The organism is Streptomyces montanus, from assembly GCF_005786655.1.
Classification (GTDB): Bacteria; Actinomycetota; Actinomycetes; order Streptomycetales; family Streptomycetaceae; genus Streptomyces; species Streptomyces sporangiiformans.
The window spans coordinates 1-26,171 of record NZ_VBZC01000014.1 but is presented as its reverse complement, the minus strand read 5'-3'; the positions used below and the strand labels follow the sequence as shown (position 1 = coordinate 26,171).

Genomic DNA, 26,171 nt, shown 5'->3' with positions numbered 1-26,171 from the left:
GGCGATGACGACCAGCCCGGCGGCAGGTCTCGACCGGACGACGGGCCGGATCCACTCCTGGGACCTGTCCACCGGCGTGGACGGTCCCGGGACCCGGTTCGTGCTCTTCGTCAGCGGGTGCCCGCTGCGCTGCCTGTACTGCGCCAACCCGGACACCTGGCACATGCGCGACGGGCGGGAGGTCACCGTCGACGAGGTGATGGCGGAGATCGAGAAGTACCGGGGTTTCGTCACCGCGGCCGGGGGAGGGGTGACCCTCACCGGCGGCGAGCCGCTGCTCCAGCCTTCCTTCACCGGCTCGGTACTGCGCCGCTGCAAGGAGGCCGGACTGCGCACCGCCCTCGACACCTCCTGTTTCCTCGGCGCCCGCGCCACCGACGAACTCCTCGTCGACACCGACCTGGTGCTGCTGGACATCAAGTCCTTCGAGGTCAACACGTACCGGAAGCTGACCGGTGGCGAGCTCGCGCCCACACTGAACTTCGCCACCCGTCTCGACCGGCTCGGCGTCCCGATGTGGATCCGCTACGTCCTGGTTCCCGGCTGGACCGACGACCCGGCAGCCGTGGACGGCCTCGCCCGCTTCGTCGCCGGCCTCGACAGCGTCGACCGCGTGGACGTCCTGCCGTTCCACAAGCTCGGCGCTCACAAGTACGACGCCCTGAAGATCCCCTTCCCGCTGCGCGACACCCCTGCCCCGGGCCCGGAACTCACCGAGCGGGTGCGCGAGCAGTTCCGGGAGCACGGCCTGCGGGCGCTGTGACCTGAAGTGCACCAAGGACCTACAGAGCAGAGGAGCGAAGGCGAGATGACTACTGGTTGTGTGACCGTCGGAGTGGACGGCTCCTTGGCCGCCACGTGGGCGCTGGACCGTGCCGCCGAGGAGGCGGAGCGACGCGGCACCGCCCTGCGCATCCTGTACGCCGTACCCGACCGGGACGAGGCCGGACCGATCCTTGCCTCGGCCGCCGCACGGGTGCGTGCCCGGCGCCCCGGCGTGCCGGTCGTGGCCTCGGCCGTCGAGGGAGGCGCAGCCCACGCGCTGCTGCGCGAAGGACAGGACGCCGATCTCACCGTCGTCGGAACCCGCGGGTTCGGAGGTCTGACCGGCAGGCTTTTCGGTTCGGTGAGCCTGCGCCTTGCCGCCCGCACCCGCAGCCCTTTGCTCGTCGTACGGGGCGACCAGCCGTCCCGGGAATTCGGCACGGTGCTGCTCGGCATCGAGAGTGACGCCGACGCCGACGCGGCGGCATACGCCTTCGCAGAGGCGGAGCGTCGTGGTGCGCGGCTGAACGTCCTGCACGCCTGGACACGGAGGCATGTCACCCCCGAACTGCCGTCTCTCGTGCCCGCGACGAGCCCGGGCCAGCAGGAGGACGCCCGGCGCACCTGGAGCGAGGAGGCGGTGCCCCGCTTCACCCTGGCCGAGCTGGAGGAACGGTATCCGCAGGTCGGCGTCGAGACCCGCACGGTTCGTACCGGGCCGGCCCAGGCGCTGCTGGAGGCCACCTGCGAGGCCGACGTCGTCGTCATCGCCGCACACCGCAGCCCTGATCGGCACGGGGTGCACCTGGGGCCGGTCACTCACACCCTGCTGCATCACTCCCACTGCCCCGTCCTCATCGTTCCGGCCGGCCGGAACAACGGCCAGCGCGCCTGAGGACGCGCCTCACGCAGCTGACCGGACCTGTGAGCAGGGACTTCCGGCCCCAGGAACCAGGTCGTCCAGCCCCTCCGAACTCCCCTGGAAGAGCGGGACATTGGAGGCGTAACGGAGTCACGGAGACGCCGTACAGAGCCCTTGGAAGGGATGAGCGAGATGGCGGTTCACGAGCACCCCCACCGGCATGCAGGGTTTCACTTCCCGCCGCTGCGCAGGTCCTCTGCCGCTCAGGCGCCCGGCGACGCCGCGACCGCGTCGGCCACGGCAGTCGGCTCTTATGCCTTCGCAGGTCTGCGCCTGCTGACCGGGTTCGTCTTCCTGTGGGCGTTCCTGGACAAGACCTTCGGCTTCGGCTACGCCACGCCGTCCGGCAAGGGCTGGATCGACGGCGGCTCGCCGACCAGGGGCTTCCTCAGCGGTGTGGCCGTCGGACCGATGGAGTCCACCTTCCACGACTGGGCCGGCGACACCTGGGCCGACTGGCTGTTCATGCTCGGCCTGCTCGGCATCGGGCTCGCTCTGATCGCGGGTATCGGTCTACGGCTCGCCGCCGTCGCCGGGACCGCGATGATGGCGCTGATGTGGACCGCGGAGTGGCCCCCGGCCAAGCACCTCTCCGACGGCTCAGCGAGCATGTCCACCAACCCGTTCGCCGACTACCACCTCATTTACGCCGTCGTCCTCATCGCTCTGGCGGCCGCCGGCGCCGGCGCCACCTGGGGGCTGGGCAAGGCGTGGGCACAACTGCCGTTCGTCAGCAGGAACCGCTGGCTGCTCTGACGGCCGGTCCCGACCGGGCCGCCACCGCAACGCGCGGTGGCGGCCCGGTCTCGTGGTTCCGCCGCGCGGGTCGGCTGGAACGGCCGGTCGGTCCCCAGCAGGGACTTGAGGCGCCTCCTGTGCCGGGTGCGTGGCTCAGAGACTGGCATCGCACTCCTGAAGGAGGTCCGCACATGCCCCGCATCGAACGGGGCCGGCTTGTCGGACCGGGCGTCGCGACGAGGGCCGACCGGTGCCGTCCTGGGGCCATCGGTCCCGCGGTCCCGACCGCCCGCAGAGCCTGTCCGCAGGAGACGATTCAGAGCTTGGCGCGTTGGTCCGCCTCGGTGAGAAGGACACCCGTGACCAGGTCGGGGCGGAGACGGACGGCGTAGTCCATGCTGTGCTGCACCCACGGGTGCAGCATCGTCTCGTAGAGGGCCAGCTGCTGCGGGTCGGTCACCAGGTGGGCGTATCCGGTCACCACCACGCTCCAGCCGAGGTGTGTGTCCGGATCGATGGCGTCGGCTTCGTATGCCACGACCACGCCCCGGCCGTCGGCCTGTCGGGTGTGCGAGGTCAGGGCGGCGCCTTCGTGGGTGCGGATGACGATGTCGCCGTTGTCGAGGATGTGGTTGACCGGGCGGATGGTCGGCAGCGCGTGCCGGGTGAAGACGATCCTCCCCAGGGACACGCTGCCGAGCAGCCGCAGGGCTTCGTCGCTGTCGAGCTCGATGCTCTGGCGAGGTCCTGGGGGGACCGGACGGGCGTTGTCGAGAGTCATGGTGGGCTTTCGTGCGGGTGTTCTTCGCTGGTGTATGTTTCCGGGCGGCGTTCGATCAGATCATTCGAACGCGTCGGTGATCAGGAGCTCTAGGGCCGTTCGGCCCTGAAGCACGTCCGGTCGGCCCTCAGGCGTCCGGGACGTCCCGCTGCCCGGGCATCGTCGGGCCTGTACTGCCGAGGTCAGCGTTCGGGCAGCCAGTAGTGCTTGATCCTGTGTGACGGGTGCTTCCCGGGCCCGCGGGTGTCATCGACGCGGAACGTCAGGCTGTTGACGACACCCACCACCCCGTCGACGCGCCACGTCTGCCGGAGGGCCTGCGGGATGTCGCTGCGGAGTTCCAGCCGTCCTTCGAGCATCGCCATGCCGTCCCGGACCGCGACGATCACGGTGTCGGGAGGCAGGCCCATGGTGCGGGTCAGCACGTCGAGCACGTCCTGGCGGATCTCCTCGTCCGTGCGCAGGAAGACGCGCAGGAGGTCACGTCGGGTGGCGATGCCGATCAGCCGGTCCTCCTCGTCCACGACGGGGAGACGTTCGACGTGGTGGCGCTCCATCACGCGGGCGGCGTCCGCGACGGGCTGTTCCGGGTGCACGGTGACCGCCGGTGTCGACATCAGCTCCTCCGCGGTTGTGGCGCGGGCAACGGCGGCTGCGTGGCGAGCGGATCGGCCAAGTGCGGGGATCCGGAACCGCCGTCCTCGGCCGGGTGTGGACCTGGCCGCCTGGCCGTGGATCAGATCGGATTCGGAGATCACGCCCAGGACCTTGTCGTCGTGGTCCACCACGGGCAGCCCGCTGATCCCATGCGACTCCAGCAGCCGTGCCACGTCCTTGAACGAAGTCTCCCGGCGCGCTTCGACGACCTCCCGGGTCATCACCTCGCCGACGATGCGGGTCATCACGCCCACTCCCTTTCTCGGCCGGCGTCCACGAGTGGGGCGCGACGGAGTTCTCCTGCGCCGGCCCTGCGGGGTTGATCCAGCGAGAGCACGGCGGCCTGCCATGGGCATCGGGGGCCGGTACGCACGGGCCCCGACGGCTGGAGAGGCCCTTGCCATCCCTTCGGACCGTCCCGGGGGAGCCTTCCCTCCGATGTCTCTTCATGCTCCCTCCCGGACGCCTGCCGGGGCAGGGGCCGAGCGTCCTGGCACAGAGGGCCGACCTGCCCCACCGAAAGCACCTGTACCAAGCCGGTCAGCCCGCCGTGCCAGGGAGGCACGGCGGGCGCCAAACGCCACCTCACCTGCTGTCGCTCGTCTCCGTCTCGGGGAGAGCGGCCCGTCCGGCTTCCAGGCGGGCGACCGGGACCCGGAACGGTGAGCAGGAGACGTAGTCCAGTCCCGCCCCGTGGAAGAAGTGCACCGAGTCGGGATCCCCTCCGTGCTCGCCGCAGACGCCGATCTTCAGGTCGGGCCGCGCCGCACGGCCTTCGGCGACGGCGATCTGGACCAGTCGGCCCACGCCTTCGCGGTCGATCGTCTCGAACGGGGACACCTTGAAGATGCCCTTGTCGAGATAGGCGGAGAAGAACGCCGCCTCGACGTCGTCGCGGGAGAAGCCCCAGGTGGTCTGGGTCAGGTCGTTCGTGCCGAAGGAGAAGAACTCCGCCTCCTCGGCGATTCGGCCCGCGGTGAGCGCGGCCCTGGGCAGCTCGATCATCGTGCCGACCGGGCACTCGACGGGAACGCCCGAGGCCTTGGAGACCTCGGCCAGTACCTGCTCCACCTCCTCGCGCACGATCCGCAGTTCCTCGACCGTGTCGATCAGCGGCACCATGATCTCCGCCCGTGGGTCCCCGCCCGCACGCTTGCGTTCCACGACCGCCTCGGCGATCGCCCGTACCTGCATGGCGACCAGTCCCGGCGCCACCAGCCCCAGGCGTACGCCGCGCAGGCCGAGCATCGGGTTCTCCTCGTGCATGCGGTTCACGGCGTCCAGCAGCTCGGCGTCATGCGCGCTGGTCGGTGTGCCGTGTGCCTCGGCCGCCGCGAGACGCACGGCGAGTTCGGTGCGGTCCGGCAGGAACTCGTGCAGCGGCGGGTCGAGGAGGCGGATGGTGACCGGCAGGCCGTCCATCGCCTCCAGGATGCCGATGAAGTCCTGCCGTTGCAGCGGCAGCAGCGCGTCCAGGGCCCGCTCGCGGTCGGCGTCGCTACCGGCCAGGATCATCGCCTCGACCAGCTGCCGCCGGTCGCCGAGGAACATGTGCTCGGTGCGGCACAGCCCGATGCCTTCGGCGCCGAACCGGCGGGCCCGGGCGGCATCCTCGGGTGTGTCGGCGTTCGCCCGCACCCCCAACCGCCGTACGCCGTCGGCCTGTTGCATGGCACGGGCCACGGCGTCGACCAGCCCGGGCGACCGCTCACCCTGCCCGCCGGACTCGAAGTACCGCATCACAGCGGAGTCGACCAGCGGAGCCGCGCCCGGGTAGACGGCGCCTTCGGAGCCGTCGACGGAGATGACCGTGCCCTCCTCGACGGTGGTGGCGCCCACGGTGAAGCGGCGTCCCTGTGTGTCCACGGTCATCTCTTCGGCCCCGCAGACGCAGACCTTGCCCATGCCGCGGGCGACCACGGCCGCGTGGCTGGTCTTGCCGCCACGGCTGGTGAGCACGGCCTGGGCGGCGACCATGCCGGGCAGGTCGTCTGGGGTGGTCTCCTGCCGTACGAGCACGACCTTCTCCCCGGCGGCGGCACGTCGTACCGCCGCCGCCGAGTCGAACACCGCGGCACCGACGGCGGCGCCCGGCGAGGCCGGGATGCCGCGCGCCAGCGCCTGGCCCACGGCCGAGGTGTCGAACCGGGGGAACATCAGCCGGGCCAGCCCGTCCCCGCTGACGCGTGCCAGGGCCTCGTCCGAAGTGATGAGTCCCTCGTCGACCAGCTCGGCGGCGATGGCGAACGCGGCTTCGGCGGTGCGCTTGCCGACCCGGGTCTGCAGCATCCACAACGTGCCGCGCTCGATGGTGAACTCGATGTCGCACAGGTCCCGGTAGTGGGTCTCCAACGTGCGCAGATGGTCGCGCAATTGCGTGTACGACGGCGGATCCAGGTGCTCCAGGTCGGTCAGCGGGACGGTGTTGCGGATGCCCGCGACGACGTCCTCGCCCTGGGCGTTGGACAGGTAGTCGCCGTACAGGCCGGGCCGTCCGGTGGCCGGGTCGCGGGTGAAGGCGACGCCGCTCCCGGAGTCGGGGCCGCGGTTGCCGAACACCATGGTCTGCACGTTGACCGCGGTGCCCAGGTGGTCGGGGATGTGCTCGCGGTGGCGGTAGAGGCGGGCGCGCTCGCCGTTCCAGGACTCGAAGACGGCCAGGACCGCCCGCCGCAGTTGCCCGGCCGGGGACTGGGGGAAGTAGTCGCCGGTCTCCTGGCGGATCAGATCCTTGTACGCCTCGACGAGCCCGGCCAGATCGGCCGCGTCCAGGCCCAGGTCGTCGCCGGCCCCGCTGGCCTCCTTGAGGCGGGCCATGACGTTCTCGAACAGCGCACTGTCGACCCCCATGACCGTGCTGCCGAACATCTGCACAAGACGGCGGTAGGCGTCCCAGGCGAAGCGCTCGTTCCCGGAGGCCTTGGCCAGCCCCAGCACGGAGTCGTCGTTGAGACCGATGTCGAGGATCGTCTCCATCATGCCGGGCATGGAGAAACGGGCCCCTGAGCGGACGGACAGCAGCAGCGGATCGTCCGGCTGCCCGAGCCGCCGCCCGGAGGCCTGCTCCAAGGCGGTCAGGTGGTCGGAGATCTCGCGGGACAGGCCGTCAGGTTCCGAGCCGGTTGCCAGGAAGGCCCGGCAGGCCTCGGTGGTGACGGTGAAGCCGGGCGGCACCGGCAGGCCCATCCGGGTCATCTCGGCCAGGTTGGCGCCCTTGCCGCCGAGCAGGTCGGCCATGTCGCGGCCGCCCTCGGCGAACTCGTACACGTAACGGACCATGGCGGTGTGCACTTCCTTCCGGCGTCCGGGGAGTCGCCGGGCACTCGGGCCGTCCGCCGGGCGTTCCGCCCGGTCGGCGCGCACGACGCGCGGCAGACGGGTTCGGATGGGTCACATCTCGAAGACGATGCGGGCCTTGATCCGACCGTTCAGCACCTCGGAGATGGAGTCGTTGACGGTCTCCAGCGGGCGGGTCTCGTAGATCACCTTCGTGCGTCCGGCGGCGTGGAGTTGGAACACCTCGTCCAGGTCCTGTCGGGTGCCGACGATCGAGCCGATGACGGAGGTGCCGTTCAGGACGGTGTCGAAGATCGGCACCTGGATGGTTCCGCCGGCGGGCAGGGCGACCATGACCAGTTTGCCACCGCGCCGCAGACCGCCGTAGACGGAGGCGAAGGCCTGCTCATTGACGGCCAGCGCGATGGCGGCGTGGGCGCCGCCGTGCTGCTTCAGCACCTCGGCGGGGTCCTCCTTGCGGGCGTCGATGAGGATGTCGGCACCCAGCTCCCGGGCGAGTTCGAGTTTCTCGTCGGTGACGTCGATCGCGGCGACGGTGGCTCCGGCGATCTTCGCGTACTGCACGGCGAGGTGACCCAGTCCTCCCACTCCGGAGATCGCCACCAGCTGGGTCGGACGTACGCCGGCGACCTTCAGAGCCTTGTACGTCGTCACGCCGGCGCAGGTCAGCGGGGCGGCGTCGCGCGGGTCGATGCCGTCGGGGACCGGTGCGGCGAAGTCGGCCGGGGCGAGCATCTTCTCGGCGTACCCGCCGTCCACGCTGTAGCCGGTGTTCTGCTGCTGCTCGCACAACGTCTCCCAGCCGGACAGGCAGTGCTCGCACCGCCCGCAGGCCCAGCCGAGCCAGGGCACGGCGACCCGCTGCCCGACGGTCAGATGGGTCACTCCCTCGCCGAGCGCCTCGACGATGCCGACGCCCTCGTGCCCGGGGACGAACGGCACGGTGGGCTTGACCGGCCAGTCGCCGTGCGCGGCATGGATGTCGGTGTGGCACAGTCCGGACGCCTCGACGCGGATACGGACCTGGCCGGGGCCGGGCTCCGGGTCGGGCCGCTCCTCGATCACCAGCGGCTTGCCGAAGGACCGGACGACTGCTGCCTTCATGTGCTGCTCCTCAGATCTGTCGACCGTCAGTACGGTGCGGCTCCAGGGTCGAGCGCGGCGCCGGCGCGACGGCAGGTACCGGATGTCCCCGGCGGTGGGGCCCCTCGGCCCTCACGCCGCGCGGAAACCGGCCCTCAGTCGTACGGGACGACCGCGCCGGCGGGCGGCGGCGTGGTGCGTACGGCGTGGGTGACCGGCCCGATGCGCATGCCGAGCGCGGGAGGGCGCATCTTGCGGCCGAAACGAGTCCGAGAAGACAGGGCGGTCCGGGTGAAACAGGGCCGATCGGCCCTGGTCCTTGGATCTGAGATCACGGAAGATCCCAGATAGGCAAGGGGCCGATGACGGACCCGTGCCGTCCATCGGGCGAGTCCCGGTGCACGACACGGACTACGCAGCACAGGAGTGGTCGATGGCGGACAGTGAGCAGCCCACCCCCAAGACCCCGATCCGGGTCTTCCTGCTGGACGACCACGAGGTCGTACGGCGTGGGGTGCACGACCTGCTGAACGACGAGCCGGACATCACCGTGGTCGGCGAGGCCGGCACCGTCGAACAGGCCCTGGTCCGCGTCCCCGCCTTGCGCCCCCACGTCGCGGTCCTCGACGTCCGCCTGCCCGACGGAGACGGCGTGACCGTGTGCCGCGAACTGCGCTCTCGCATGCCGGAGCTGGCCTGTCTGATGCTGACCTCGTTCGACGACGAGGAGGCCCTGCTGGACTCGATCATGGCGGGCGCGTCGGGATATGTGCTGAAGCAGATCCAGGGATCGGACCTGGTGTCGGCGGTGCGCACGGTGGCAGCGGGCCAGTCCCTGCTCGACCCCAGCGCCACCACCAAGCTGATGGCCCGGCTGCGCGGCGAGCAGACCAAGGAACCGGAACCGGACGCCCTGCCCGGCCTGACCGACCGCGAGCGGGAGATCCTGGCCTTGATCGGTGAGGGCCTGACCAACCGCCAGATCGGCCAGCGGCTCTACCTCGCCGAGAAGACGGTCAAGAACCACATTTCCCGTCTGCTGGCCAAGCTCGGCGTGGAACGGCGCATCCAGGCCGCCGTCATCGCCACCCAGGCCCAGGATCGGTTGAAGCAAGACGGACACTGAGCCCGGGGAGTCGTGCGGTCCGCTGGGCCGAACGTTCCTCACCTGGCCTCCGTACGGCCCATGCCCGGACCGATTCCCAGCCAGCGGGCTGACAGCGCACACAGGTGCGGATCGATCGGGAGGATGACGGACCGGGCGGAAGCCTTCTGGGGACACGTACGACAACGCCGCCGGACCGAACACCCTGGCCACGGGCAGCACGTCACGGACCGAAGCGGCATCCACGACAGCCTCTACCGGCAGTCTCGTCAGTGCGTCGCGCACGATCACGGCGGCACTCTCGCTCGGCACGGTCACGATCGCCGATCCACCGAGAGCCACTACCCCGACCCAGCCAAATCGGAGCAGTCATGCGACCGAAAACGACCGTGTTGCGGTCTGAAGCTAGGCGCAGCCCGGCGGTTCGTCCTCGGCCGGTACGAATTGCAACGCAGGCATCCCGACGGCGTCGAAGTGGGCAGTGTCCGGGCCGATCAGGGTCATGTAGCCGGCGAGCCTCTGGCCGTCCTGGGAGGGCGGCTCCCCCTTGACCTGCTCGACACCGGGGAACACGGAGTCGAGGACCCACCAACGGCCGCCGAACTTGACGGCTTGGCGCGATACTTTCATGTACTTCAGACGCTGTGGGTACCTGTTTCCGTTCGGGCCCTGCGGGCCTTCACGGCTGCGGCGGCCGATCGACGTCGTCAGGCGTTGTCGGTCCAGATGTCTGAACGCATGGCATCCCGGGTCTCCAGGCGCAGGTCCAGGTACCTGCGCGTCAGTTCCTCGAACTGATCGCTGTCGATACGCGCTCCGCCGCTGACGGCGTCGCGCATCATTCGCACTGCCCGACTGCATTCCTCGGCCGGACCGACGACGGTGTGCGGGGCGAGAAGTTCCAACTCGTGGCGAGACGCGTAGCAGTGCGTGTAGGCGGCGCGTGTCTGCCGGTACCTCTCGCTCGCCTCAAGGCCGGGTGTCGCGGCAATGTTGCGTAGGTCGCTGCCGGCCTGAGCGTGAGCTGCGAGGAACCTCGCGTAGAGCTCCCGTCGTGTTCTGTGCCACTCGGCTGTCGTCTCTCGTTGTGTCTTCCGGCGCTCCACCAGCAGGGCCGATCCCATCGCGATCACGGCGCCGACAAGTGTGGCAAGCAGCGGTATCCAGGTCATTCCTGAACGGTAGGGCGCATTCGCGGCCAACTGCCCGGCGTGCTGCGGTTAGTTGGCACGCGATCCAGAAATCGTGGCGTGGACGCGGGGGCGTATTCGCGCAGGAATGCCGGGAGCGCCCGAAGCTCCTGGCGACTGCGGGCGATCTTGCTCGAGAACCCCGTCCACCAGGAGCTTCGTCGTTCCGCGGCAGCGCCCAACGTGAGGCCGCTGCCGTCAGGTTGGAGAGAGCACAGTGGCCCACTTCTGCCCACGCTGTTCCGTCGCCGCGGAGTACGAGGTCAACCCACGGAAGGTTCTCCGCGCTACATATCCCCACGAAGCAATTCTCGAATTTCCCTTGCATCTTCGAGCGAACTTCCCAGGAAGGCGACGGAGTCACCCTGTTTCCTTCGGCAACGAGGCCACGCCACTTCACGGCTGGGTCCACTTGGTGCGGGTACCCCTCCCTGAAGTGGTAGCCGTTCTTCGTGAAACCGATGTCGGCCCGGACGCCGTCGACGGCCATCGTCTCGGGGAAGTCCTCGAAGAACGGGATGCTGTAGTTGGAGAGCTCGATGTTCTCCGGCAGGTGGAAGAGCCGCCGAACTCCCCCTGATGCCCGCGGAGTCGACGCCAGCTCGTACGTGGGACCACGTCCGTCGCCCTCTCCGCGCTGAACGCCGGCCGCGCAGCGTCTTCGTGGCAGCGACGACGGCGCTGGCTGAATCAGTCGGCCCGCGCACCATGCCCGGCCAGTCACCAGCCGTCCGGCTCGGGCTGATCGGACTCACCTGGCCCGGCCTGCTGCAAGGGCGGCCGCGGAGTGGCCGGCCCTGCGGCCGAACACCGACCCGGCGGTCAGCCCCGAGCCGCCCGGATAGTTGAAGTAGAAGAGTCCGCCGACGAGTTCACCCGCAGCGTGGAGTCCTGGGACGGGCAGTCCGCGGGTGTCGAGGACGCGTGCGTCGGCGTCGACACGCAGGCCGCCGAAGGTGAAGGTGATGCCGCAGGTGACCGGGTAGGCGGTATAGGGAGGCGTTTCGAGGGGCTGGGCCCAGTTGGACTTGGGTGGCGTGATGCCTTCGGTGCGGCTGCCGTCCTTGACCGTCGGGTCGAACGGGCCGCCGGTGATCGAGGCGTTGAACTCCTCCACAGTGGAGGCGAGTTGGTCCTCGTCGATGCCGAGCTCCCGGGCCAGCCCCCGCATGCAGCCGGAGGCGACGCTGGTAACGTTCTTCGAGGCGTACTCCTCGGGACGCAGCAGCCGCGCGGCCTTGGCGTCGAAGATCTGGACGGCGGTGCCTCCGGGCTGCCGGAGGATCTCGGCGCCGTACTTGGCGTAAGTGTAGTTGCGGAAGTCCGCGCCCTCGTCGACGAAGCGGTGGCCGTCGGTGTTGACCATGATGCCGAACGGGTAGCCGCCGCGGGTGAGTTGGTTGGTCAGCTCCCGGTCGCCGGTGGGGTGTGCCCCCGAGTCCCAGGCGACGGCGTGGCAGCCGCTCCAGTGGCCGTACGGCTGAGCACCGGCGTCGAGAGCCAAGCGGATGCCGTCGCCCGTGTTGTAGGGCGTGCCGCGGACCAGAGCCAGGTCCCAGCCGGGGCCGAGGTGGGCGGCGCGCATCTGCGGGTTGGCCTCGAAGCCGCCGGCGGCGAGGACCACGGCGCGGGATTCCAGAACCTCCCCGTCGACGAGCACCACGCCTTGGACGGTGCCGTCGGGCGCGGTGGCCAGGCGGGTGACGGGGGCGTCGAAGCGTACGTGCACTCCGGCGCGCTCGGCGGCCGCCAGATGCTGCTCGATCATGCCCTTGCCGCCGCCGACCACGCCGACCGCCAGACCGCCCCAGAAACGGTGGCGGCCGTCCACCTCGTACGCCTGCCGGTGGTACATCAACTCGAACCGCAGGCTCAGGTCGCGCAGCCAGTCCATCGTCGCGCGGGACTCGCCGACCAGAATCCGCGCGAGGTCGGTGTCGGTGCGCCCGCGCGTCACCCTGACCAAGTCGTCGAGGAAGTCGTCGTCGGTGTACGGGTCGAGGTCGGTGAGAGGGAAGCGGTCCTGCGCGGACGGATCGAGGAGATCCTTGAGGTCGGCGAGTCCGCCGTGGCTGGTACGCATGGCGCCGGCGGTGAAGTAGGAGTTGCCACCGGCCCATTGCCGTGGGGCCTTTTCCAGTACGAGGACTTGGGCTCCCTCCTGTCGGGCGGAGTGCGCGGCGCAGAAGCCGGCGTTTCCGCCACCGACCACGATGACGTCCCAGGGCGCTGCCATGAGTGCGGGTGCTCCTGATCACGAGAAGGGGCGGGTCCGGAGCACAGGCTCCGGACCCGTTGGGGGGCGTCAGCCGGCGGCAGGCACGGGGTCACGGTCAGTTCCGGCCGCTGCCTTCGGGTCGGGCTCGTCGGCCTCCTCGGGCTTCGCGCCGGGTGCGGAGTCGACCTGCGGCTCGCGGGCGTGCTCGCCCTCGGGAGCGGAGGCGTACGGGATCTCGCCACGGAGCACGGCCCTGGCACGTTCCTCGTCGAGTTGGCCCTCCCACTTGGCCACCGCAAGGGTGGCGACGCCATTGCCGACGACGCTGGTCAGGGCGCGGGCCTCGGACATGAAGCGGTCGATGCCGAAGATGAGCGCCAGGGCGGCGACGGGTACATGCGGAACGGCGCTGAGGGTGGCGGCCAGGGCGATGAAGCCGGAGCCGGTGACGCCGGCGGCGCCCTTGGACGTGAGCAGCATGACAGCGAGCATCGACAGTTGCTCGGTGAGGCTGAGGTCGGTTCCGAGGGCCTGGCCGAGGAAGACCGCCCCCATGGTCAGGTAGATCGCGGTGCCGTCGAGGTTGAAGGAGTACCCGGCGGGCAGCGTGATGCCGACGACCGGCTTGGAGGCGCCCGCGTGCTGCAGTTTGGCCATCATGCGCGGCAGCACCGGCTCGCTGGACGAGGTGCCCAGCACGATCAGCAGCTCTTCCTTGATGTAGCGGAGGAAGGGCAGCAGGCGCAGGCCGTTGATGCGCATGACCGTACCGAGGACGACCAGGACGAAGAACAGGGCGGTGAGCCAGAAGGAGCCGACCAGCAGGAAGAGGTGACGCAGGGTGTCCAGACCGTAGTTGCCGATGGTGAAGGCCATGGAGCCGAAGGCGCCGATCGGTGCCAGCCGCATGATCCAGCGGATGAGCGTGAACAGGACCTTGGACAGCTTCTCGACGCCCTGGGTGATCCCCAGACCTGCCTCGCCACTGGCGTTCAGACCGAAGCCGAACAGCACCGAGATCAGAAGCACTGGCAGGATCTCGTGGCCGGTGAGCGCGCTGATCAGGGTGTCCGGAATGATGGCGAGGACGAACGCGGCGAAGCTCTCGTGGCTCTGGGTAGCCTCCGGCGGTAGGCCCTCGGTGGAGAGGGTGGAGGGGTCGACGTGCAGTCCGCTGCCGGGCTGGACGACGTTGACGACGACCAGGCCGATCACCATGGCGACGGTGGTCAGGACCTCGAAGTAGATCAGTGCCTTGAGGCTGACCCGGCCGACGGCGCGCGCGTTGCCCATGGAGGCGATGCCGTGGACGACGGTACAGAAGATGATCGGCGCGATCATCATGCGTATCAGGGCGATGAAGCCGTCGCCCAGGGGCTTCAGGTCGGCTCCGAAAGACGGCCACAGCCAGCCGGCGACGGCCCCGGCGAGGACGCCGATCAGGCACTGGACGTAGAGCAGGGACAGCAGTCGGCGGATGCGGCGCGGTGGAGCGGTGACGGTGCCCGGGGCGGCGTCGTTGCGGCTCATGCGGGGCGTCCTTCCAGGACGGGAACGAGAAGTTCGGCTCGGACGATGCGGCGGGCGGCGCGGTGCAGCAGCACCGTGGGGGACGCGCCGTCCGCGGCGGGGACGGCTTGGGCGGTGATGACACCTGCCGGGGTGCCCAGGCGCAGCGTGCCGTCGGCGGTCTGCCGGGCGACGCGGTGGGCGAGGGTGCCGGGGATGGCGGCTGCGGTGGCCAGCGCGACGGCGGAGGTGAGGCCGATCGCCGGGTGCGGGGCATGCATCGACACCATGCGGACGGCCAGGTCGTACTCGTCCTGTCCGACCGGGGTGCCACCGGTGGTGCGGTAGGCGGCAGGGCGGGCGACCACGCCGACCTTCGGCACGGCGTGGCTGACGGGATCGTGCTCCTTGGCCAGGCCCACGGCCAGGGCGGCCTGACGGCGCAGCACGGTGAGCGCGGGTACCGCCGCGGCGAACTCGGCCAGGGACTCGGTGCCTTGGAGTCCGAACGCCTTGGCCTCGAACAGCGCGGCCGGAGCGCCGGCGTCGACGAGGGACGCCTCGACCGGACCGGTTGGCCCCGTCAGGGTGTCCAGGGCGCGGCGCGTCGGCAGGGCGCGTCCTGTGGTCGAACCCGCCGGGTCCTCGAAGCCGAGCAGGACCGGCACACCGAGCGCGGCCGTGCCCGGCACTGCGGCCGTCCCCTCGTCGGTGGCCGTACGTCCCGGGGTGGGGATGGTGCCGCTGAGGCGGGCCCCGGTGTTGACGTTGAGCATCCGCACCGTGGTGGAGTCCGACGTGATCCGCACCAGGCCGTTGTGGACGGCGTACAGGGCGACGGCGGTGGCGCAGTTGCCGCAGTTGCTGGTCCACTCCACGCGCTCGTCACCGATACCGACCTGCGCGAAGGCGTACTCGACGTCGATGCCCGGCTCGGTCGACGTTCGGACGATCGCGGCCTTGGAGGTGGTGGAGGAGGCGCCTCCGACGCCGTCGATCTGGCGGGGGTCGGCGGCGTTGTAGGCGGCGAGCAGCAGGGTGTCGGCGTCCACACCGGTCGCCACCACGTCGTGGTGGTCGAAGATCCAGCACTTGCTGGTTCCTCCGCGGATCATCTCGCCCTGCAGACGCAACACAACAGACTCCTCATGGAAAGCCCCACGGCACTTCTGTGCGCGGTGCGATCCACAGTGGGCGCGGAGAGCGTGAAGTACAATCTCGGAAATCTGCACGGGTATTAAGCTGGAATTAACGCTGGAGGTGGCGCGGTGCTCGATGTCCGGCGCATCCTGCTCTTCACAGAGGTCGCCCGCCGGGGCTCGGTCACCGCGACCGCACGGGCTCTCAACTACACGCCGTCAGCGGTGTCCCAGCAGGTCAGCCGCCTCGAAGCGGAGGCCGGGCAGCCCCTGTTGGAGCGTCATGCGCGAGGCGTCACGCTCACCGACGCGGGACGCGCTCTGGCCGAGCGCGGGGAGCGGATCGGGCGCGAACTGACGGCCGCGGAGAACGAGCTGGCCGACTTCGCGGGACTGCGCGCGGGCACCCTCCGTGTAGGAACCTTCCCCACCGTTGGCGCATCTCTCCTCCCTCGGGCCGTGATCTGCTTCCGGGAAGCGCACCCCGACGTACGACTGACGGTACGCAGCGCCCGCATCGCGGGCCTGTGGGCGATGTTGGAGAACCGGGAAATCGAGATGTCCCTGATGTGGGACTACGACTGGAACCGCATCGACCGCGAGGACATCGTCATCACCTCACTCGTCGACGACCCCCCGGCCCTACTCGTCAGCAAGGACCACCCCCTCGCCGGCCGCCCTTCGGCCGCCCTCGCCGACTTCGCGAACGACCCGTGGATCACCCGCGCCGAGAAGCACCCGGTGGCCGAGGCCCTCGCCCGCAGCTGCCACGCGTCCGGTTTCGAGCCGCAGATCGCCTACGAGGCCCACGACTACCAGGAAGCCCAGGCCATGGTCGCCGCCGGCATCGGCGTCGCCCTCGCCCCCACCCTGGCCCTGGAAGGCATCCGAGGCGGCGTCAGCGTCTTGCCGCTGGAACCCCCCGCCCCGGTACGCCGCATCCTCCTCGTCCGCATGAGCGATCACGTCCTCACTCCTGCCGCCCAGGCCTTCGCGGGCTTTCTGCGCGACACCGCTGCGGCCGGCACGGCGTCTTGACATGCCGCGTTGGTCCGCAATCGCCATCCCTCCGGGACTGACGCTGTTGACCCGGATGCCGCGAGGGGCGAGGTCGAGGGCCTGGCAGCGGGGGAGTTCGAGTACGCCGCCCTTGCTCGCGTGTAAGTCCAGCGGCCGGCCTCGGAGATGTGGCCGGAGACGCTCGCTACGTTCACCACCGCCCGGCGTACGAGCGAGTCAGCGCATCGGCCGCGGTCGCGACGAGCTGGGCGGGGGCCAGCAGGTTGACCTCCAGGGTGCGCCGCCACTGCTGCTCGGTGGCTTCCACGCCCCCAGCAGGAACACCGCCGCGTTGTTGACCAGCACTCCAACGCCCTGTCCGCGTCGCAGGCGGCCTCGATCAGTTCCGGCTCCCGCGCGGGCGCGGTGTCGGTGATGTCGGCGGCGACCGTTCGCACACGTCGGCGTCCTCACCCAGGCTCTTGCGGACGGCCTCCAGGCCGTCGCGGTTCACGTCGATCCTGGTGACGTGCGCCCCCTCGGCGAGGACTGCGGCGGTGGCCGCGCCGATCCATCAGCGAAGTGGTCCAATGACCGCCTTCCGCACCGAGCGTGAACCCCTGGGCCCGCTGGAGCCGGAAGTCGGTCGGCAGACCGACCAGCGGCTGTCCCGGATGCGTCAGTCCGAGGGCGCGGACACGGGTCAGCAGCGCGCCGCGTAGCGTACGGCCTGACTGCGCATATGGGCGGTGATCTTCCCGGTCTCGGTCAGGAACGCGAGCCGGTTCAGATGGTGACGATGTCCCCCGAGCGCTGGAGAACCTTCAGGCCTCATCCCGCTGGCTACCCACTCCGCCCTCAAAGCAGCGGCCCAGAACGGCTCGCCCGTCAGCGTCTCCGGCATCGCACGCCCACCGCGCAGGACCCGGCGGCCGCGACCCGCCAGCCACGCCGCGCTCCTGACTGACCTCGCCAACGCGCAGGCACGTAGCGCCCGGCTCGTCACCCGTGCCCAGCCATTGGAGAAGCGTCTGTCCGAGGCGCTGGGGAACAGGTCCGGCGCGAATCCGGTCTCGGTGCCGCCCTCGATGTCGAGGAACTCCAGCGGACGATCACCCCGCCTGGAACAGCAGACCCTCGACCTGAAGGCGTCCTCGGAGGACGCGGGGGCGAACTGGAGGCTGCCCGGGAAGCCAACCGGCGGCTGACCAGGGCCTTGAACCAGCGCGAACGACCTAGGGCGTGTATCGAATGTCAGCCCCCGGCCCGGTCACGCTGCTTTCGCGTCCTCACCGGCCAGCAACGGATGCAACAGCGTGAGCAGGGCGCGCGGCCGGTGCAGCGGGATGATGTGGCCGCAGTCTTCGATGACATGTCCGGTGAGATCGTCGGTGACCGGGCGGAGTTGACGTTCCAGCGCAGCACCGACAGGCCGGGCGCCCAGCGCCATCGTTGGCACCGTCAGGCGGGCAGTGGCGACCGCCTGCTCGATCTGTACCGCGCTCTCGGGCAGGGCCCGGTAGTACGAGAACGCGCAGCTCAACGCCTGGCGGCCGGTGTATGCGCGGACGAAGGCGTCCCGGAGGACGGGGCGCACCCCGTCGCCGAGCGTGCCGGCGCTCAGAAACCAGTCGACGTAGGCGGCCTCGTGGCCATCCAGCACGGTCTCGGCAAGGCCGGGCCCGGCGGAATGGAAGCCGAACCACCACGGCGGCCCGTCGGCGAGGAAGTCCTCGGCGCCGGGCAGCCTGCCCAGAAGGGACTCCATGACGACCAGGCGCCGGACAAGACCGGGGCGGCGCAGGGCGAGGAGGAAGGCCGGCGCGGTGCCCGCGTCGATGCCCACCACCGCGACCGAGGACACGCCGAGCGTGGTGAGAAGCGCCGCGGCGTCCTCGGCCAGGGTGTCCGCGTCGTACCCGGAGGCGGCCCGGCTGCTCGCGCCGAACCCGCGCAGGTCCGGCGCGATGACGCGGTAGCGGCCGGACAGATCGGCCATCACGTCCGTCCACAGCTCCCAGGTATGCGGGAAGCCGTGCAGCAGCAGGACGGCCGGGCCCGATCCGGCGAGGGCGACGTTCAGTTCGACACCGTTGGCGGGGACGCGTCGCAGCTCGGGCATGGAGGGCTCCAGGTGTGGTGAGTGATGGTGACTAGGTCACGCTAGGGAACTATGCTGGTCCGCCCAAGACGGCACTTTCCGTTCAGGTGGTGAGCCCCAGGTGACCACGTCGAAAGCCGGCGGACGTGACCAGCGGCCCGGTGAGCGCGGTGACCTGCTGGATCCGCGCTGCCCGACCCGCCAGTTGCTCGACCGTATCGGCACCAAGTGGACGTCGATGGCGGTCAAGGTGCTGGCCGAGGAGGCTCCGGGCGAGCTCCGTTTCGCGGAACTGCGGCGCCGTATCCCGGGCATCTCACAAAAGATGCTGTCCGTCACCCTGCAGAGCCTGGTCCGCGATGGCCTGGTCGCGCGCCGCGTGGAACCCACCGTGCCGCCCGCCGTCCACTACCGGCTCACCGAGCTCGGCCTGTCCCTCGAAAGACCGCTCTCCGCCCTGCGGGTCTGGGCCGAGACGCACATGCCGGAGATCGACCGCAGCAACCAGCTCGCCGACGAGTCACCCCCCAACTAGGACTTGTCCGGCCGATCATCTTCCGGTTCCAGCACGCGAAGAGCCAGGCTGGTCCCGGTCGGGGCCTGGTGGCTGCATGCCCCAGGCCCCGACGGGGAGGGTTCATCCGGTGGGGGCTCTAGGTGTTGCCGCCTCGGTTGAGCCAGGCCCGGACGGATCCGCCGTCGTAGACGACGACGTAGTCGGCCTTTCCATCGCCGCTGATGTCGCGGAACGTTGATTTGTCACCGGGATATCCGGTCTCTTTGACGAAGTAGCGCTGCTCGGTGAAGCCTCCGTGGCCCCGGCCGCCGTTGTTGATGTAGGCGTGGACGGCTTCGCGCTTGCCGACCATGAGGTAGTCGGCCCTGCCGTCGCCGTTGACGTCCGCCAGGCGGAGCCTGCTCCGGGAGCCGTAGGAGACACCGGGTGCCCAGTTCTGGTGCTCCTTCCAGTGATAACCGCCGTCCGCTGTTTTCTGGTTGTAGTAGGCGTGGACGGAGCCGTTCTCGCCGACCCTGAGATAGTCGTCTCGGCCGTCACCGTTGACGTCGGCGAACCTGACGGCTTCCTGCGGGACATTGCGGAAGAACTTGTGATCCTCGACGTTCCATCGGAGTTCACCGTCCTCCACTCTCAGGTTCAGATAGAACCGTGCATTGTCGTCGCTGCCTGGGGGCGGGAGAACGACGATGTCGTCGCGCCCGTTTCCGTCGACGTCGGCAAGGCGGAATCCTCCGCTTTCCCCGAGAATGGGGATGCCGAACTTCACTTCCTTCCAGCGCGGTTGACCGGCTTGAGCCTTGCGGTTCAGGGCGAGGCGCACCCTCACGCCGTCTTCGGACACGCGCACGTAGTCGTCGCGGCCGTCACCGTCGAAGTCAGCGAGCTCGGTGGGGCCCTGAGGGTGCGTCATGCCGGGAGCGATGACCCCAAGAGGCCGCCAGCCCGGCCCGGCCGCGCTCCCGCCGTCGTCTGGGGGGTCGCACTTTGCGGACGGGTTCTGCGCGTCAGGCTCTTTGATCCAGCCCCTGTCGGCCGCCTCGACGACTCCGTTGTAGAAGTCAGTCCCCAGCTTGTCGTAGCCGGCGTCGTTGGGATGGGCGTCATTCTGGAGGCCGTCGTTGACCTTGATGTCGCTGGTGTCGGCCAGCACCACATGCTGACCCTGTGAGCGCAGTTCGGAAACGATGCTGGGCAGTTTCGCGTTGAGCGAGTCGATACGCGGCTGCAGACCCGGTTTCGCGGTAGGGATGACCTTTGCCACTACGACGACGGCTTTGGGCGAATCCTCCAAGGCGTCCGTGATCAGCTTCTTCAACCGTTGCGGGGCTGTCGCCATGGCGTAGTTCTCGTTGGCGTCGTTCGTGCCTGCATGCAGTGTGATGACGTTCGGCTGATAGCGAGGCACAGTGCAGGCGGCAACCTCTGCGATCTCGTCGATGCGATAGCCGGGGTGTCCCTCGTGGTCGCGATCGTCCATCGTCCCTCTGCGGGCGGATCCCACGAAGTCCACGTCTCCCTCGCTCACCGCGCCGTCCAGGGTGTCGAACAGCTCGTCGCGGTACCCGTTGCCGTCGGAGCTCTGCACGCCCGCTGTGATCGAGTCACCCAGGGGCATGGCGCGGATCGGATCGCACCACGGCAGCCCAGCCCACGAAAGGCGTAACGAATCGCCCAGTGATCCCCGTCGGTTCCACGCCTCTGCGCTCTGACACGGGTGTCGCTTCCGTTGCTGATATAGGCCCAGTCCAGCTCGTTTCCGCTGTAATGAGTGGGCTGGTTCGACCGGACGATATGCCGCTGCATCCGCTGCGGCATCGTGGCGGGGTCACGATTGAAATCGGCCAGGACCTGGACCGCGGCACGCGGCGTGGCCCTACGGGCATGACTCAGCGCCGTCCTGACGATGTTCGGAGCGTCACGCCCTCGCGCTGATCCCGACAAGGCATGCGCCGAGTAATACCAGCCTGTGCCGATCTGCACCCCTAAAATCGGGCGGGAGCTCGCTGAACCGCTTACCGGAAGCCGGACCGCGTCGTAGACGGTTTCGCGGGTGACAATGGCGAGACCGTTGCGCTGCTGGCCTGTATCCAGCCAGTAGATATTGACCGCGTCACTACTTTCCAGCCGGTAAACGTACTCATGCACGCGAGGGTCAGAGAAGACGCGATCGGTGCGGTTTGCCGAACCTGGGGCCTCGGAACCGGCTTCCTGCAACGACAGCACCTGGACACCTTCACGGAGCCGCTGCCGGATGCTGGTCAGCCAGCGGGATTCAGGGACCGTGTTACTTCCGTCACGTGACCCCTGCATGTTCTGTTGTCCAGTCACCAGATGCCTGCTCGGGACAGCCTCGGCCGGCACAGCGGCTGGAATCAACGCCAGCAGGGACGCGAGAGACGCCAAAGCAGTCCAAAGCGCCGTCAAACCAAGAAATCGACTTCCCCCTCCGGAACATCTCGTCAAACCCACCCTGCCTGAGAGACCTTTGCCGCCCATACGCTTTCTCCCTTTCATGATCAGCCTCCGTTGCGAAACGGTCCCGCAGCGACTGCGAAGCAGTAAACGTCCCCGTGGGTGTCGCCCTGGCCTGCTGCGCGATTGGTCCTTGAGCGACTGCCGGAGCAGGAAACCGATGCTGACGCCGAGGCCCCGGGCCGCCACTGCAGGGGGGCGGGCCGGGGCCTCGGGGCGGGGTCAGGAGCAGGAGGCGTAGAACTGCTTCCAGCCGTCGCTCGGCATGGACGGCAGGTCGGCCGGCGTGCCGACCTCGCCATACTCGTTGTTCGCGTCGGCGTCGTTGGCACCCGGGGTGCCGTCCGCCTCGGTGAGCCGCACCGTGCGCTCGCGCACGCCGTCGCCGGTGTTGGCCAGGACCGCCAGGTCCGGGCGCTCGTCCTTGTTGTAGTCGGCGATCCGCAGCTGCTGAGCCTCGCCGATATCGGTCTGCAGGGCGTCGGCCGAGCCTAGGCCGCCGCGGTCCAGCGGGCCGGGCCGGTACTCCGAGATGCGCGGGGTCGAGGGGTCGTCGACGCTTGAGGGCTCGACGACGTTGACGACCAGATCCAGCGTCCCGTCGCCCTGGAAGTCGGCGACCGCCGCGGTCGTGACCTCACCCTTCTTCGCACCGACGAGGGATGCGACAGAGACCGGGTCGGAGTAGGTGCCGTCCCCGTTGCCCCACTGGACCGTCATCTTGGTGCCGCTCAGCCAGGGGTTGTTGACCTTGTCCACATGGGCGTCCCCGTCGAGGTCGCCCACCAGGGTGTCCGCGTCCTCCAGACACGGGGCCGGTAAGCCGCGGGTCGACACCGGTTCAGCCGCTGCGGCCTGGTATCCGGCAAAGCCGAGACTCACAGCGGCCGCCGCGAGCGGCAGGGCGATCAAACGCGAGCGAGTGCGAAACACGTACGGGCTCCTTCGTTCTCATGGCCGAGCAAACTACGGCCGCGATGGCCCCCGAGACCGCAATAGCGGCCGTCCTGGGAGCGCTGTCGTCGTTCTCCACGAAAAACCGTGCCGTCACGGCACAGTCAAGCCCTTCCGGAGGGGTGGGGTGGCGCTTGACCGTGCCGCGACGGCATGGTTTCGAATGGAGTGGGTCGAGGCCGCGCGCTGACGCGCGCGGAGCCGAACGGAGTGCGAAGCCATGGCATGGAGCACGCGTGAGATCGCCGAGCTCGCGGGCACCAGCCTGCGGGCGGTACGGCACTACCACGAGGTCGGTCTGCTCGACGAGCCGGAACGCCGGGCCAATGGCTATAAGCAGTACGGCGTGGCCCACCTCGTGCGGCTGCTGCGTATCAAGCGCCTTGTCGACCTGGGGTTCCCCCTGTCCCAGATCGCCGAGATGGGCGAGTCCGATGATCATCCGGAGGAGGCGTTGCGCACGCTCGACGCCGAACTGGCGGCCACCATCGAACGGTTGCAGCGGGCCAGGATGGAACTCGGGTTCATCCTGAAGAAGTCGGTTCCGACCGACCTGCCTCCGGAGTTCGCCGCGGCCGCGGTCGACACCCCGATGTCCGACGCGGATCGCTCGTTCGTCACCGTGATGAGCAGGGTGCTCGGCCCGAAGGGCACGGCGGCCTATGCGGACCTGATGAGAAACCCCGTAATGGATGCCTCCGGGGAGAGGTTCGAGCGGCTGCCCGCCGACGCCGACGAGCAGACCCGAGCCGACGTCGCCGAAGGGCTGGTCGCCTTCGTGCACTCGCTGTACCGGCAGCATCCGGGTCTGAGCACCCTGACCGCCGACGCCCCGCGCGGCGAGAAGTTCGCGAAGAAGACCGTCGGCCAGGCCCTCCAGGACATCTACAGCGACGCCCAGGTGGACGTCCTGCGCCGGTTGGGCGTTCTGCTCGCCGAAGCGCGGCGGGGCACCGAACAGCCTGGCAGCACCGGGATCTGAGCGCACTTACGTCGGCGGTTGCCGACTGTGACGCAGCGACCGGGCGAGAGTTTCAGCGACATCAGCGCGACTGTCTGACCGTGAAACTCGGCCGGCCCGAGTGAAACGGGACCGATTTCGGCCCACCGGGCGTTCGCTGCCAAACCCCAGAATCAGCAGACCCTCGGCAGCGACTCTTGGGCCCTCGAGGAACTGACCACCGCATCCGACTGGTGCCAGCGCACGGTCACGACCGGGCAGGTCGCTACTTCGCCCGAAGCTCTCACGCTACTTGCAGAACAGGGACGGACTCGCCGCGTCCGAAACGCAGCCACCCGCCGCTTCCAACACCCCGCGCAGCCAAGCTGACTTGATCCACAGGTCTTGACTATTACTCGGGCTGCTGCGCTTGGACGGCCAGACGATCAGAGTGTCGAAGCCGGAGCTGCGTGAGTGCTGTTTCAGCGCCTCCAGGAGCGCGGAGCCTGCTCCCTTGTTGCGCTGTGACGGCGTGACGTAGAAGTTCGTGCCGTAGCCGACCGGGGTGTTGGCGGTGTACGGATCCGGCGGAGCATGGTGCGTGCTGGTTGCTGATCAGGCTCAGGATGTGCCCGGCCCGGGATCAGAGGCGGCAGCGCACGCGTGTGTCGGGCCTCTGGACGCCGGGCGCGGCTGTGCACGTTCATGTGTACGCCGACAAGAGGGCAGCCCGGTGGGGAAGAACCGAGGCTCCCCACCGGGCTGCCGTGGCTGCTTGACGCCCCAGACGCCTGCCCAGCCTCTGCAGGATGCCCCTTGCCGTCGGTGACCAGGCACTGCGAGGCACGCGCCGACGGCGGGAACTGCTTCACGGCGCCTGCCTGCCGAAGATCCGTCCGGGCGGCCAGGCCGGCGGTATCAAGGCCGCCGCCGGAGACTGGCCACCTGGGGCGGATTTGGCCGCGCGCCAGTGGACGTCGCGGAACGGATCATCATCCCGGTCACTGCGTTGCCCGGCTGGCACGTCGGCGAGCCCTGCGCTGGAGTCCGCCATGCTCAGGTGTTGAAGCCGGGCATGGACAGGTACTTGAGCTGCTGGTACTCGTGGAGGCCTTCCGGTCCGCCCTCACGGCCCAGGCCGGACTGCTTGATTCCGCCGAAGGGTGCCGCGACCTCGGAGACCAGGCCGCGGTTGATGCCGACCATTCCGGCCTGCAACCGGGCAGCGACCCGCCGGGCGCGGTCGATGTGGGACGTCATCACATACGACGCGAGGCCGTGCTCGGTGTTGTTGGCCACCGCTATGGCCTCGGCCTCGGTGGAGAACCGGTGGATGGCGGCGACCGGGCCGAAGACCTCCTCGTGCATGATCGCGGCGTCGGCGGGGACGTGGTCCAGCACGGTCGGGGCCGCGTAGTGGCCCGGCCCGTCAGGGATGTCCGCCTTGCCGATGACGACGGCACCACGGGCCACGGCGTCCTCGACGAGGTGGCGGACCTTGTCCACCGCGCGGTGGTCGGCCAGCGGGCCGAGCTCGGTGTCCTCCAGGTCCGGGGAGCCCACCCGGATGGCGGCCATGCGTTCGGCCAGCGCGGCGGCGAACGCGTCGGCGATTGGCTCCTGGACCAGGAACCGGTTGGCGCCGACACAGGACTGACCGCCCAGCCGCATCTTCGCGATCATCGCTTCGCGGACCGCGAGGTCGAGGTCGGCGTCGTCGAAGACCAGGAACGGCGCGTTGCCGCCCAGCTCCATCGAGGTGCGCAGCACCCGGGCACCGCTCTGCTGCAGCAGCAGCCTGCCGACCGGGGTGGACCCGGTGAAGGACAGCTTGCGCAGCCGGGGGTCGGCCAGCAGGGCCGTGGTGACCGCTGCCGCGTCGCTGCTGGTGATCACGGTCAGGACACCCGCGGGCGCGCCGGCCTCGCGCGCCAGCTCGCCCAGCACCAGGGAGGACAGCGGGGTGAGCGCGGCCGGTTTGAGCACGGCGGTGCAGCCGGCGGCGAGGGCGGCTGCGGCCTTGCGGGCGGCCATGGCCAGCGGCACGTTCCACGGAGTGATCAGCAGGCAGGGCCCAACCGGTTCGGCGACAGTGACGATGTGACTCTTGCCGTCCGGGGAGGGTGTGCTGCGCGCGTGGGGGCGGACTGCCTCTTCGGCGTACCAGCGGAAATAGGCCGCGGCGTAGTCGACCTCACCCCGGGCTTCGGTGATCGTCTTGCCGATCTCCAGGGTGATGATCCGGGCCAGACGCTCACGGTGTTCGATCATGGCGTCGGTGATCCGGTGCAGGACGGTCGCCCGGTCCCGCGGGCTGGTGAGGGCCCACTGGTCGGCGGCCGCGGCCGCCGCGTCCAGTGCTTTGAGCGCGTCCTGTGCGCCGCAGTCGGCGACGGTGGCTATGACTTCCTCGGTTGCGGGGTTGCGCACCTCGAAGGTGCGACCGCCGCTGGCGGGTTGCCAGTCGTGGGCGAGGAAGCCACGGGGGACGGATTCGAGGACTGCCGACTCCCCTGAGGGAGCGGTGAGCGTGTCAGTCATGCGCGTGGCTCTTTCGCTGATCGCAGGATGGTGTGTTGAGAGAGCACGATCGGTGGCTGGTCATACGGCCTCACCTCCGGGGTTGGCGACGCCTACCGTGTTCTCGACGGACAGCAGGGAGTCCTGCCGTCCGGAGCCGAGCCAGCGCACCAGGGCGACCAGGCCGAGGGCGAGGATCGCGAAGGCGATGAGGATCGCGCTGATCGCGGTCACGCTGGGGTCGATTTCGAAGGTCAGGGA

Annotated in this window: 21 protein-coding genes and 3 pseudogenes; 8 read left to right on the top strand and 16 right to left on the bottom strand. The window is 69.5% G+C overall.

Annotation, left to right across the window (positions count from 1 at the left end):
* Positions 1 to 4 precede the first annotated feature (4 nt).
* The 3 genes from pflA to FE633_RS14720 all read left to right on the top strand — a co-directional run bounded on the left by pflA (position 5) and on the right by FE633_RS14720 (position 2,443).
* Positions 5 to 763 (top strand): pyruvate formate-lyase-activating protein, encoded by a 759-nt coding sequence (gene pflA / locus FE633_RS14730; protein WP_138045588.1) that lies wholly within the window; start codon positions 5 to 7, stop codon positions 761 to 763.
* Between the two features lie 45 nt (positions 764 to 808).
* Positions 809 to 1,660: a universal stress protein gene (locus FE633_RS14725; protein ID WP_171059956.1), complete on the top strand. Its 852-nt coding sequence runs from the start codon at positions 809 to 811 to the stop codon at positions 1,658 to 1,660.
* A gap of 159 nt (positions 1,661 to 1,819) precedes the next feature.
* Positions 1,820 to 2,443 (top strand): DoxX family membrane protein, encoded by a 624-nt coding sequence (locus FE633_RS14720; protein ID WP_138045587.1) that lies wholly within the window; start codon positions 1,820 to 1,822, stop codon positions 2,441 to 2,443.
* A 298-nt stretch (positions 2,444 to 2,741) separates the two neighbouring features.
* Here FE633_RS14720 and FE633_RS14715 read toward each other — a convergent pair whose 3' ends face one another.
* The 4 genes from FE633_RS14715 to adhP form a co-directional block, all read right to left on the bottom strand.
* Complete coding sequence (locus FE633_RS14715) at positions 2,742 to 3,206, bottom strand: pyridoxamine 5'-phosphate oxidase family protein (RefSeq protein WP_138045586.1); 465 nt, start codon at positions 3,204 to 3,206, stop codon at positions 2,742 to 2,744.
* 182 nt (positions 3,207 to 3,388) lie between these two features.
* The gene (locus FE633_RS14710) at positions 3,389 to 4,108 is read right to left on the bottom strand and encodes a CBS domain-containing protein (protein WP_138045585.1); all 720 of its coding nucleotides are present in this window, start codon (positions 4,106 to 4,108) and stop codon (positions 3,389 to 3,391) included.
* 340 nt (positions 4,109 to 4,448) lie between these two features.
* Positions 4,449 to 7,142: a pyruvate, phosphate dikinase gene (ppdK, locus tag FE633_RS14705; RefSeq protein ID WP_138045584.1), complete on the bottom strand. Its 2,694-nt coding sequence runs from the start codon at positions 7,140 to 7,142 to the stop codon at positions 4,449 to 4,451.
* A gap of 111 nt (positions 7,143 to 7,253) precedes the next feature.
* Positions 7,254 to 8,264, bottom strand: a complete 1,011-nt coding sequence (gene adhP / locus FE633_RS14700) for an alcohol dehydrogenase AdhP (RefSeq protein ID WP_138045583.1) — start codon at positions 8,262 to 8,264, stop codon at positions 7,254 to 7,256.
* A gap of 412 nt (positions 8,265 to 8,676) precedes the next feature.
* Here adhP and FE633_RS14695 point away from each other — a divergent pair, with 412 nt between their 5' ends.
* Positions 8,677 to 9,369 (top strand): response regulator, encoded by a 693-nt coding sequence (locus FE633_RS14695; protein ID WP_138045582.1) that lies wholly within the window; start codon positions 8,677 to 8,679, stop codon positions 9,367 to 9,369.
* A 384-nt stretch (positions 9,370 to 9,753) separates the two neighbouring features.
* Here the strand turns inward: FE633_RS14695 and FE633_RS14685 are convergent, their stop codons facing one another.
* The 5 genes from FE633_RS14685 to FE633_RS14665 all read right to left on the bottom strand — a co-directional run bounded on the left by FE633_RS14685 (position 9,754) and on the right by FE633_RS14665 (position 15,401).
* The gene (locus FE633_RS14685; protein ID WP_246113613.1) at positions 9,754 to 9,978 is read right to left on the bottom strand and encodes a hypothetical protein; all 225 of its coding nucleotides are present in this window, start codon (positions 9,976 to 9,978) and stop codon (positions 9,754 to 9,756) included.
* A gap of 77 nt (positions 9,979 to 10,055) precedes the next feature.
* The gene (locus FE633_RS47190; RefSeq protein WP_171059955.1) at positions 10,056 to 10,520 is read right to left on the bottom strand and encodes a hypothetical protein; all 465 of its coding nucleotides are present in this window, start codon (positions 10,518 to 10,520) and stop codon (positions 10,056 to 10,058) included.
* Between the two features lie 769 nt (positions 10,521 to 11,289).
* Positions 11,290 to 12,774 (bottom strand): FAD-dependent tricarballylate dehydrogenase TcuA, encoded by a 1,485-nt coding sequence (gene tcuA, locus FE633_RS14675; protein WP_138045581.1) that lies wholly within the window; start codon positions 12,772 to 12,774, stop codon positions 11,290 to 11,292.
* Positions 12,775 to 12,843: 69 nt separating this feature from the next.
* Complete coding sequence (dctA, locus tag FE633_RS14670; RefSeq protein ID WP_138045580.1) at positions 12,844 to 14,286, bottom strand: C4-dicarboxylate transporter DctA; 1,443 nt, start codon at positions 14,284 to 14,286, stop codon at positions 12,844 to 12,846.
* Positions 14,283 to 15,401 carry a PrpF domain-containing protein gene (locus FE633_RS14665; RefSeq protein ID WP_138045579.1) on the bottom strand — a complete coding sequence of 373 codons (1,119 nt, stop codon included), beginning with the start codon at positions 15,399 to 15,401 and terminating at the stop codon, positions 14,283 to 14,285. The genes dctA and FE633_RS14665 overlap by 4 nt, the downstream gene beginning before the upstream one ends.
* Positions 15,402 to 15,533: 132 nt before the next feature.
* On the opposite strand from FE633_RS14665, the gene FE633_RS14660 reads away from it, so the two are divergent.
* The gene (locus FE633_RS14660; RefSeq protein ID WP_138045578.1) at positions 15,534 to 16,442 is read left to right on the top strand and encodes a LysR family transcriptional regulator; all 909 of its coding nucleotides are present in this window, start codon (positions 15,534 to 15,536) and stop codon (positions 16,440 to 16,442) included.
* Here the strand turns inward: FE633_RS14660 and FE633_RS47765 are convergent.
* Positions 16,428 to 16,574 (bottom strand): annotated as a pseudogene (locus tag FE633_RS47765) (SDR family oxidoreductase); the annotation flags it as partial. The gene FE633_RS14660 and the pseudogene FE633_RS47765 overlap by 15 nt on opposite strands.
* Before the next feature lie 419 nt (positions 16,575 to 16,993).
* On the opposite strand from FE633_RS47765, the gene FE633_RS49230 reads away from it, so the two are divergent.
* Positions 16,994 to 17,125 carry a hypothetical protein gene (locus FE633_RS49230; protein WP_281291185.1) on the top strand — a complete coding sequence of 44 codons (132 nt, stop codon included), beginning with the start codon at positions 16,994 to 16,996 and terminating at the stop codon, positions 17,123 to 17,125.
* 548 nt (positions 17,126 to 17,673) lie between these two features.
* Here the strand turns inward: FE633_RS49230 and FE633_RS14645 are convergent.
* The gene (locus tag FE633_RS14645; RefSeq protein ID WP_138045577.1) at positions 17,674 to 18,525 is read right to left on the bottom strand and encodes an alpha/beta hydrolase; all 852 of its coding nucleotides are present in this window, start codon (positions 18,523 to 18,525) and stop codon (positions 17,674 to 17,676) included.
* A 100-nt stretch (positions 18,526 to 18,625) separates the two neighbouring features.
* Between FE633_RS14645 and FE633_RS14640 the strand changes: the two genes are divergently transcribed.
* The gene (locus tag FE633_RS14640) at positions 18,626 to 19,039 is read left to right on the top strand and encodes a winged helix-turn-helix transcriptional regulator (protein ID WP_138045576.1); all 414 of its coding nucleotides are present in this window, start codon (positions 18,626 to 18,628) and stop codon (positions 19,037 to 19,039) included.
* Positions 19,040 to 19,157: 118 nt separating this feature from the next.
* Here FE633_RS14640 and FE633_RS14635 read toward each other — a convergent pair whose 3' ends face one another.
* On the bottom strand, positions 19,158 to 20,639 hold the full coding sequence (locus tag FE633_RS14635; protein WP_138045575.1) for an FG-GAP-like repeat-containing protein: 1,482 nt from the start codon (positions 20,637 to 20,639) through the stop codon (positions 19,158 to 19,160).
* Between the two features lie 1,079 nt (positions 20,640 to 21,718).
* Positions 21,719 to 22,429 (bottom strand): FG-GAP repeat domain-containing protein, encoded by a 711-nt coding sequence (locus tag FE633_RS14630; protein WP_138045574.1) that lies wholly within the window; start codon positions 22,427 to 22,429, stop codon positions 21,719 to 21,721.
* Between the two features lie 241 nt (positions 22,430 to 22,670).
* Here FE633_RS14630 and FE633_RS14625 point away from each other — a divergent pair, with 241 nt between their 5' ends.
* A complete protein-coding gene (locus FE633_RS14625; protein WP_138045573.1) occupies positions 22,671 to 23,432 on the top strand; it encodes a helix-turn-helix domain-containing protein in 762 nt (253 codons plus the stop codon).
* Positions 23,433 to 23,699: 267 nt separating this feature from the next.
* On the opposite strand, the pseudogene FE633_RS14620 reads toward FE633_RS14625, so the two are convergent.
* From FE633_RS14620 to FE633_RS14610, 3 genes and pseudogenes are all read right to left on the bottom strand, one after another.
* A pseudogene (locus FE633_RS14620) lies at positions 23,700 to 23,948 on the bottom strand (N-acetyltransferase family protein); the annotation flags it as partial.
* A 498-nt stretch (positions 23,949 to 24,446) separates the two neighbouring features.
* Positions 24,447 to 25,931, bottom strand: coding sequence for an NAD-dependent succinate-semialdehyde dehydrogenase (locus FE633_RS14615; RefSeq protein WP_138045572.1), 1,485 nt, complete (start codon positions 25,929 to 25,931; stop codon positions 24,447 to 24,449).
* A 60-nt stretch (positions 25,932 to 25,991) separates the two neighbouring features.
* Positions 25,992 to 26,171 (bottom strand): annotated as a pseudogene (locus FE633_RS14610) (ABC transporter permease); the annotation flags it as partial.

Bases quoted from the DNA above. Each gene is read 5' to 3' on its own strand.
- pflA (WP_138045588.1), top strand. From the start codon at position 5: ATGACGACCAGCCCGGCGGCAGGTCTCGACCGGACGACGGGCCGGATC.
- FE633_RS14725 (WP_171059956.1), top strand. From the start codon at position 809: ATGACTACTGGTTGTGTGACCGTCGGAGTGGACGGCTCCTTGGCCGCC.
- FE633_RS14720 (WP_138045587.1), top strand. From the start codon at position 1,820: ATGGCGGTTCACGAGCACCCCCACCGGCATGCAGGGTTTCACTTCCCG.
- FE633_RS14715 (WP_138045586.1), bottom strand. From the start codon at position 3,206: ATGACTCTCGACAACGCCCGTCCGGTCCCCCCAGGACCTCGCCAGAGC.
- FE633_RS14710 (WP_138045585.1), bottom strand. From the start codon at position 4,108: ATGACCCGCATCGTCGGCGAGGTGATGACCCGGGAGGTCGTCGAAGCG.
- ppdK (WP_138045584.1), bottom strand. From the start codon at position 7,142: ATGGTCCGTTACGTGTACGAGTTCGCCGAGGGCGGCCGCGACATGGCC.
- adhP (WP_138045583.1), bottom strand. From the start codon at position 8,264: ATGAAGGCAGCAGTCGTCCGGTCCTTCGGCAAGCCGCTGGTGATCGAG.
- FE633_RS14695 (WP_138045582.1), top strand. From the start codon at position 8,677: ATGGCGGACAGTGAGCAGCCCACCCCCAAGACCCCGATCCGGGTCTTC.
- FE633_RS14685 (WP_246113613.1), bottom strand. From the start codon at position 9,978: ATGAAAGTATCGCGCCAAGCCGTCAAGTTCGGCGGCCGTTGGTGGGTC.
- FE633_RS47190 (WP_171059955.1), bottom strand. From the start codon at position 10,520: ATGACCTGGATACCGCTGCTTGCCACACTTGTCGGCGCCGTGATCGCG.
- tcuA (WP_138045581.1), bottom strand. From the start codon at position 12,774: ATGGCAGCGCCCTGGGACGTCATCGTGGTCGGTGGCGGAAACGCCGGC.
- dctA (WP_138045580.1), bottom strand. From the start codon at position 14,286: ATGAGCCGCAACGACGCCGCCCCGGGCACCGTCACCGCTCCACCGCGC.
- FE633_RS49230 (WP_281291185.1), top strand. From the start codon at position 16,994: ATGACCGCCTTCCGCACCGAGCGTGAACCCCTGGGCCCGCTGGAGCCG.
- FE633_RS14645 (WP_138045577.1), bottom strand. From the start codon at position 18,525: ATGCCCGAGCTGCGACGCGTCCCCGCCAACGGTGTCGAACTGAACGTC.
- FE633_RS14635 (WP_138045575.1), bottom strand. From the start codon at position 20,639: ATGCCCCTGGGTGACTCGATCACAGCGGGCGTGCAGAGCTCCGACGGC.
- FE633_RS14625 (WP_138045573.1), top strand. From the start codon at position 22,671: ATGGCATGGAGCACGCGTGAGATCGCCGAGCTCGCGGGCACCAGCCTG.
- FE633_RS14615 (WP_138045572.1), bottom strand. From the start codon at position 25,931: ATGACTGACACGCTCACCGCTCCCTCAGGGGAGTCGGCAGTCCTCGAA.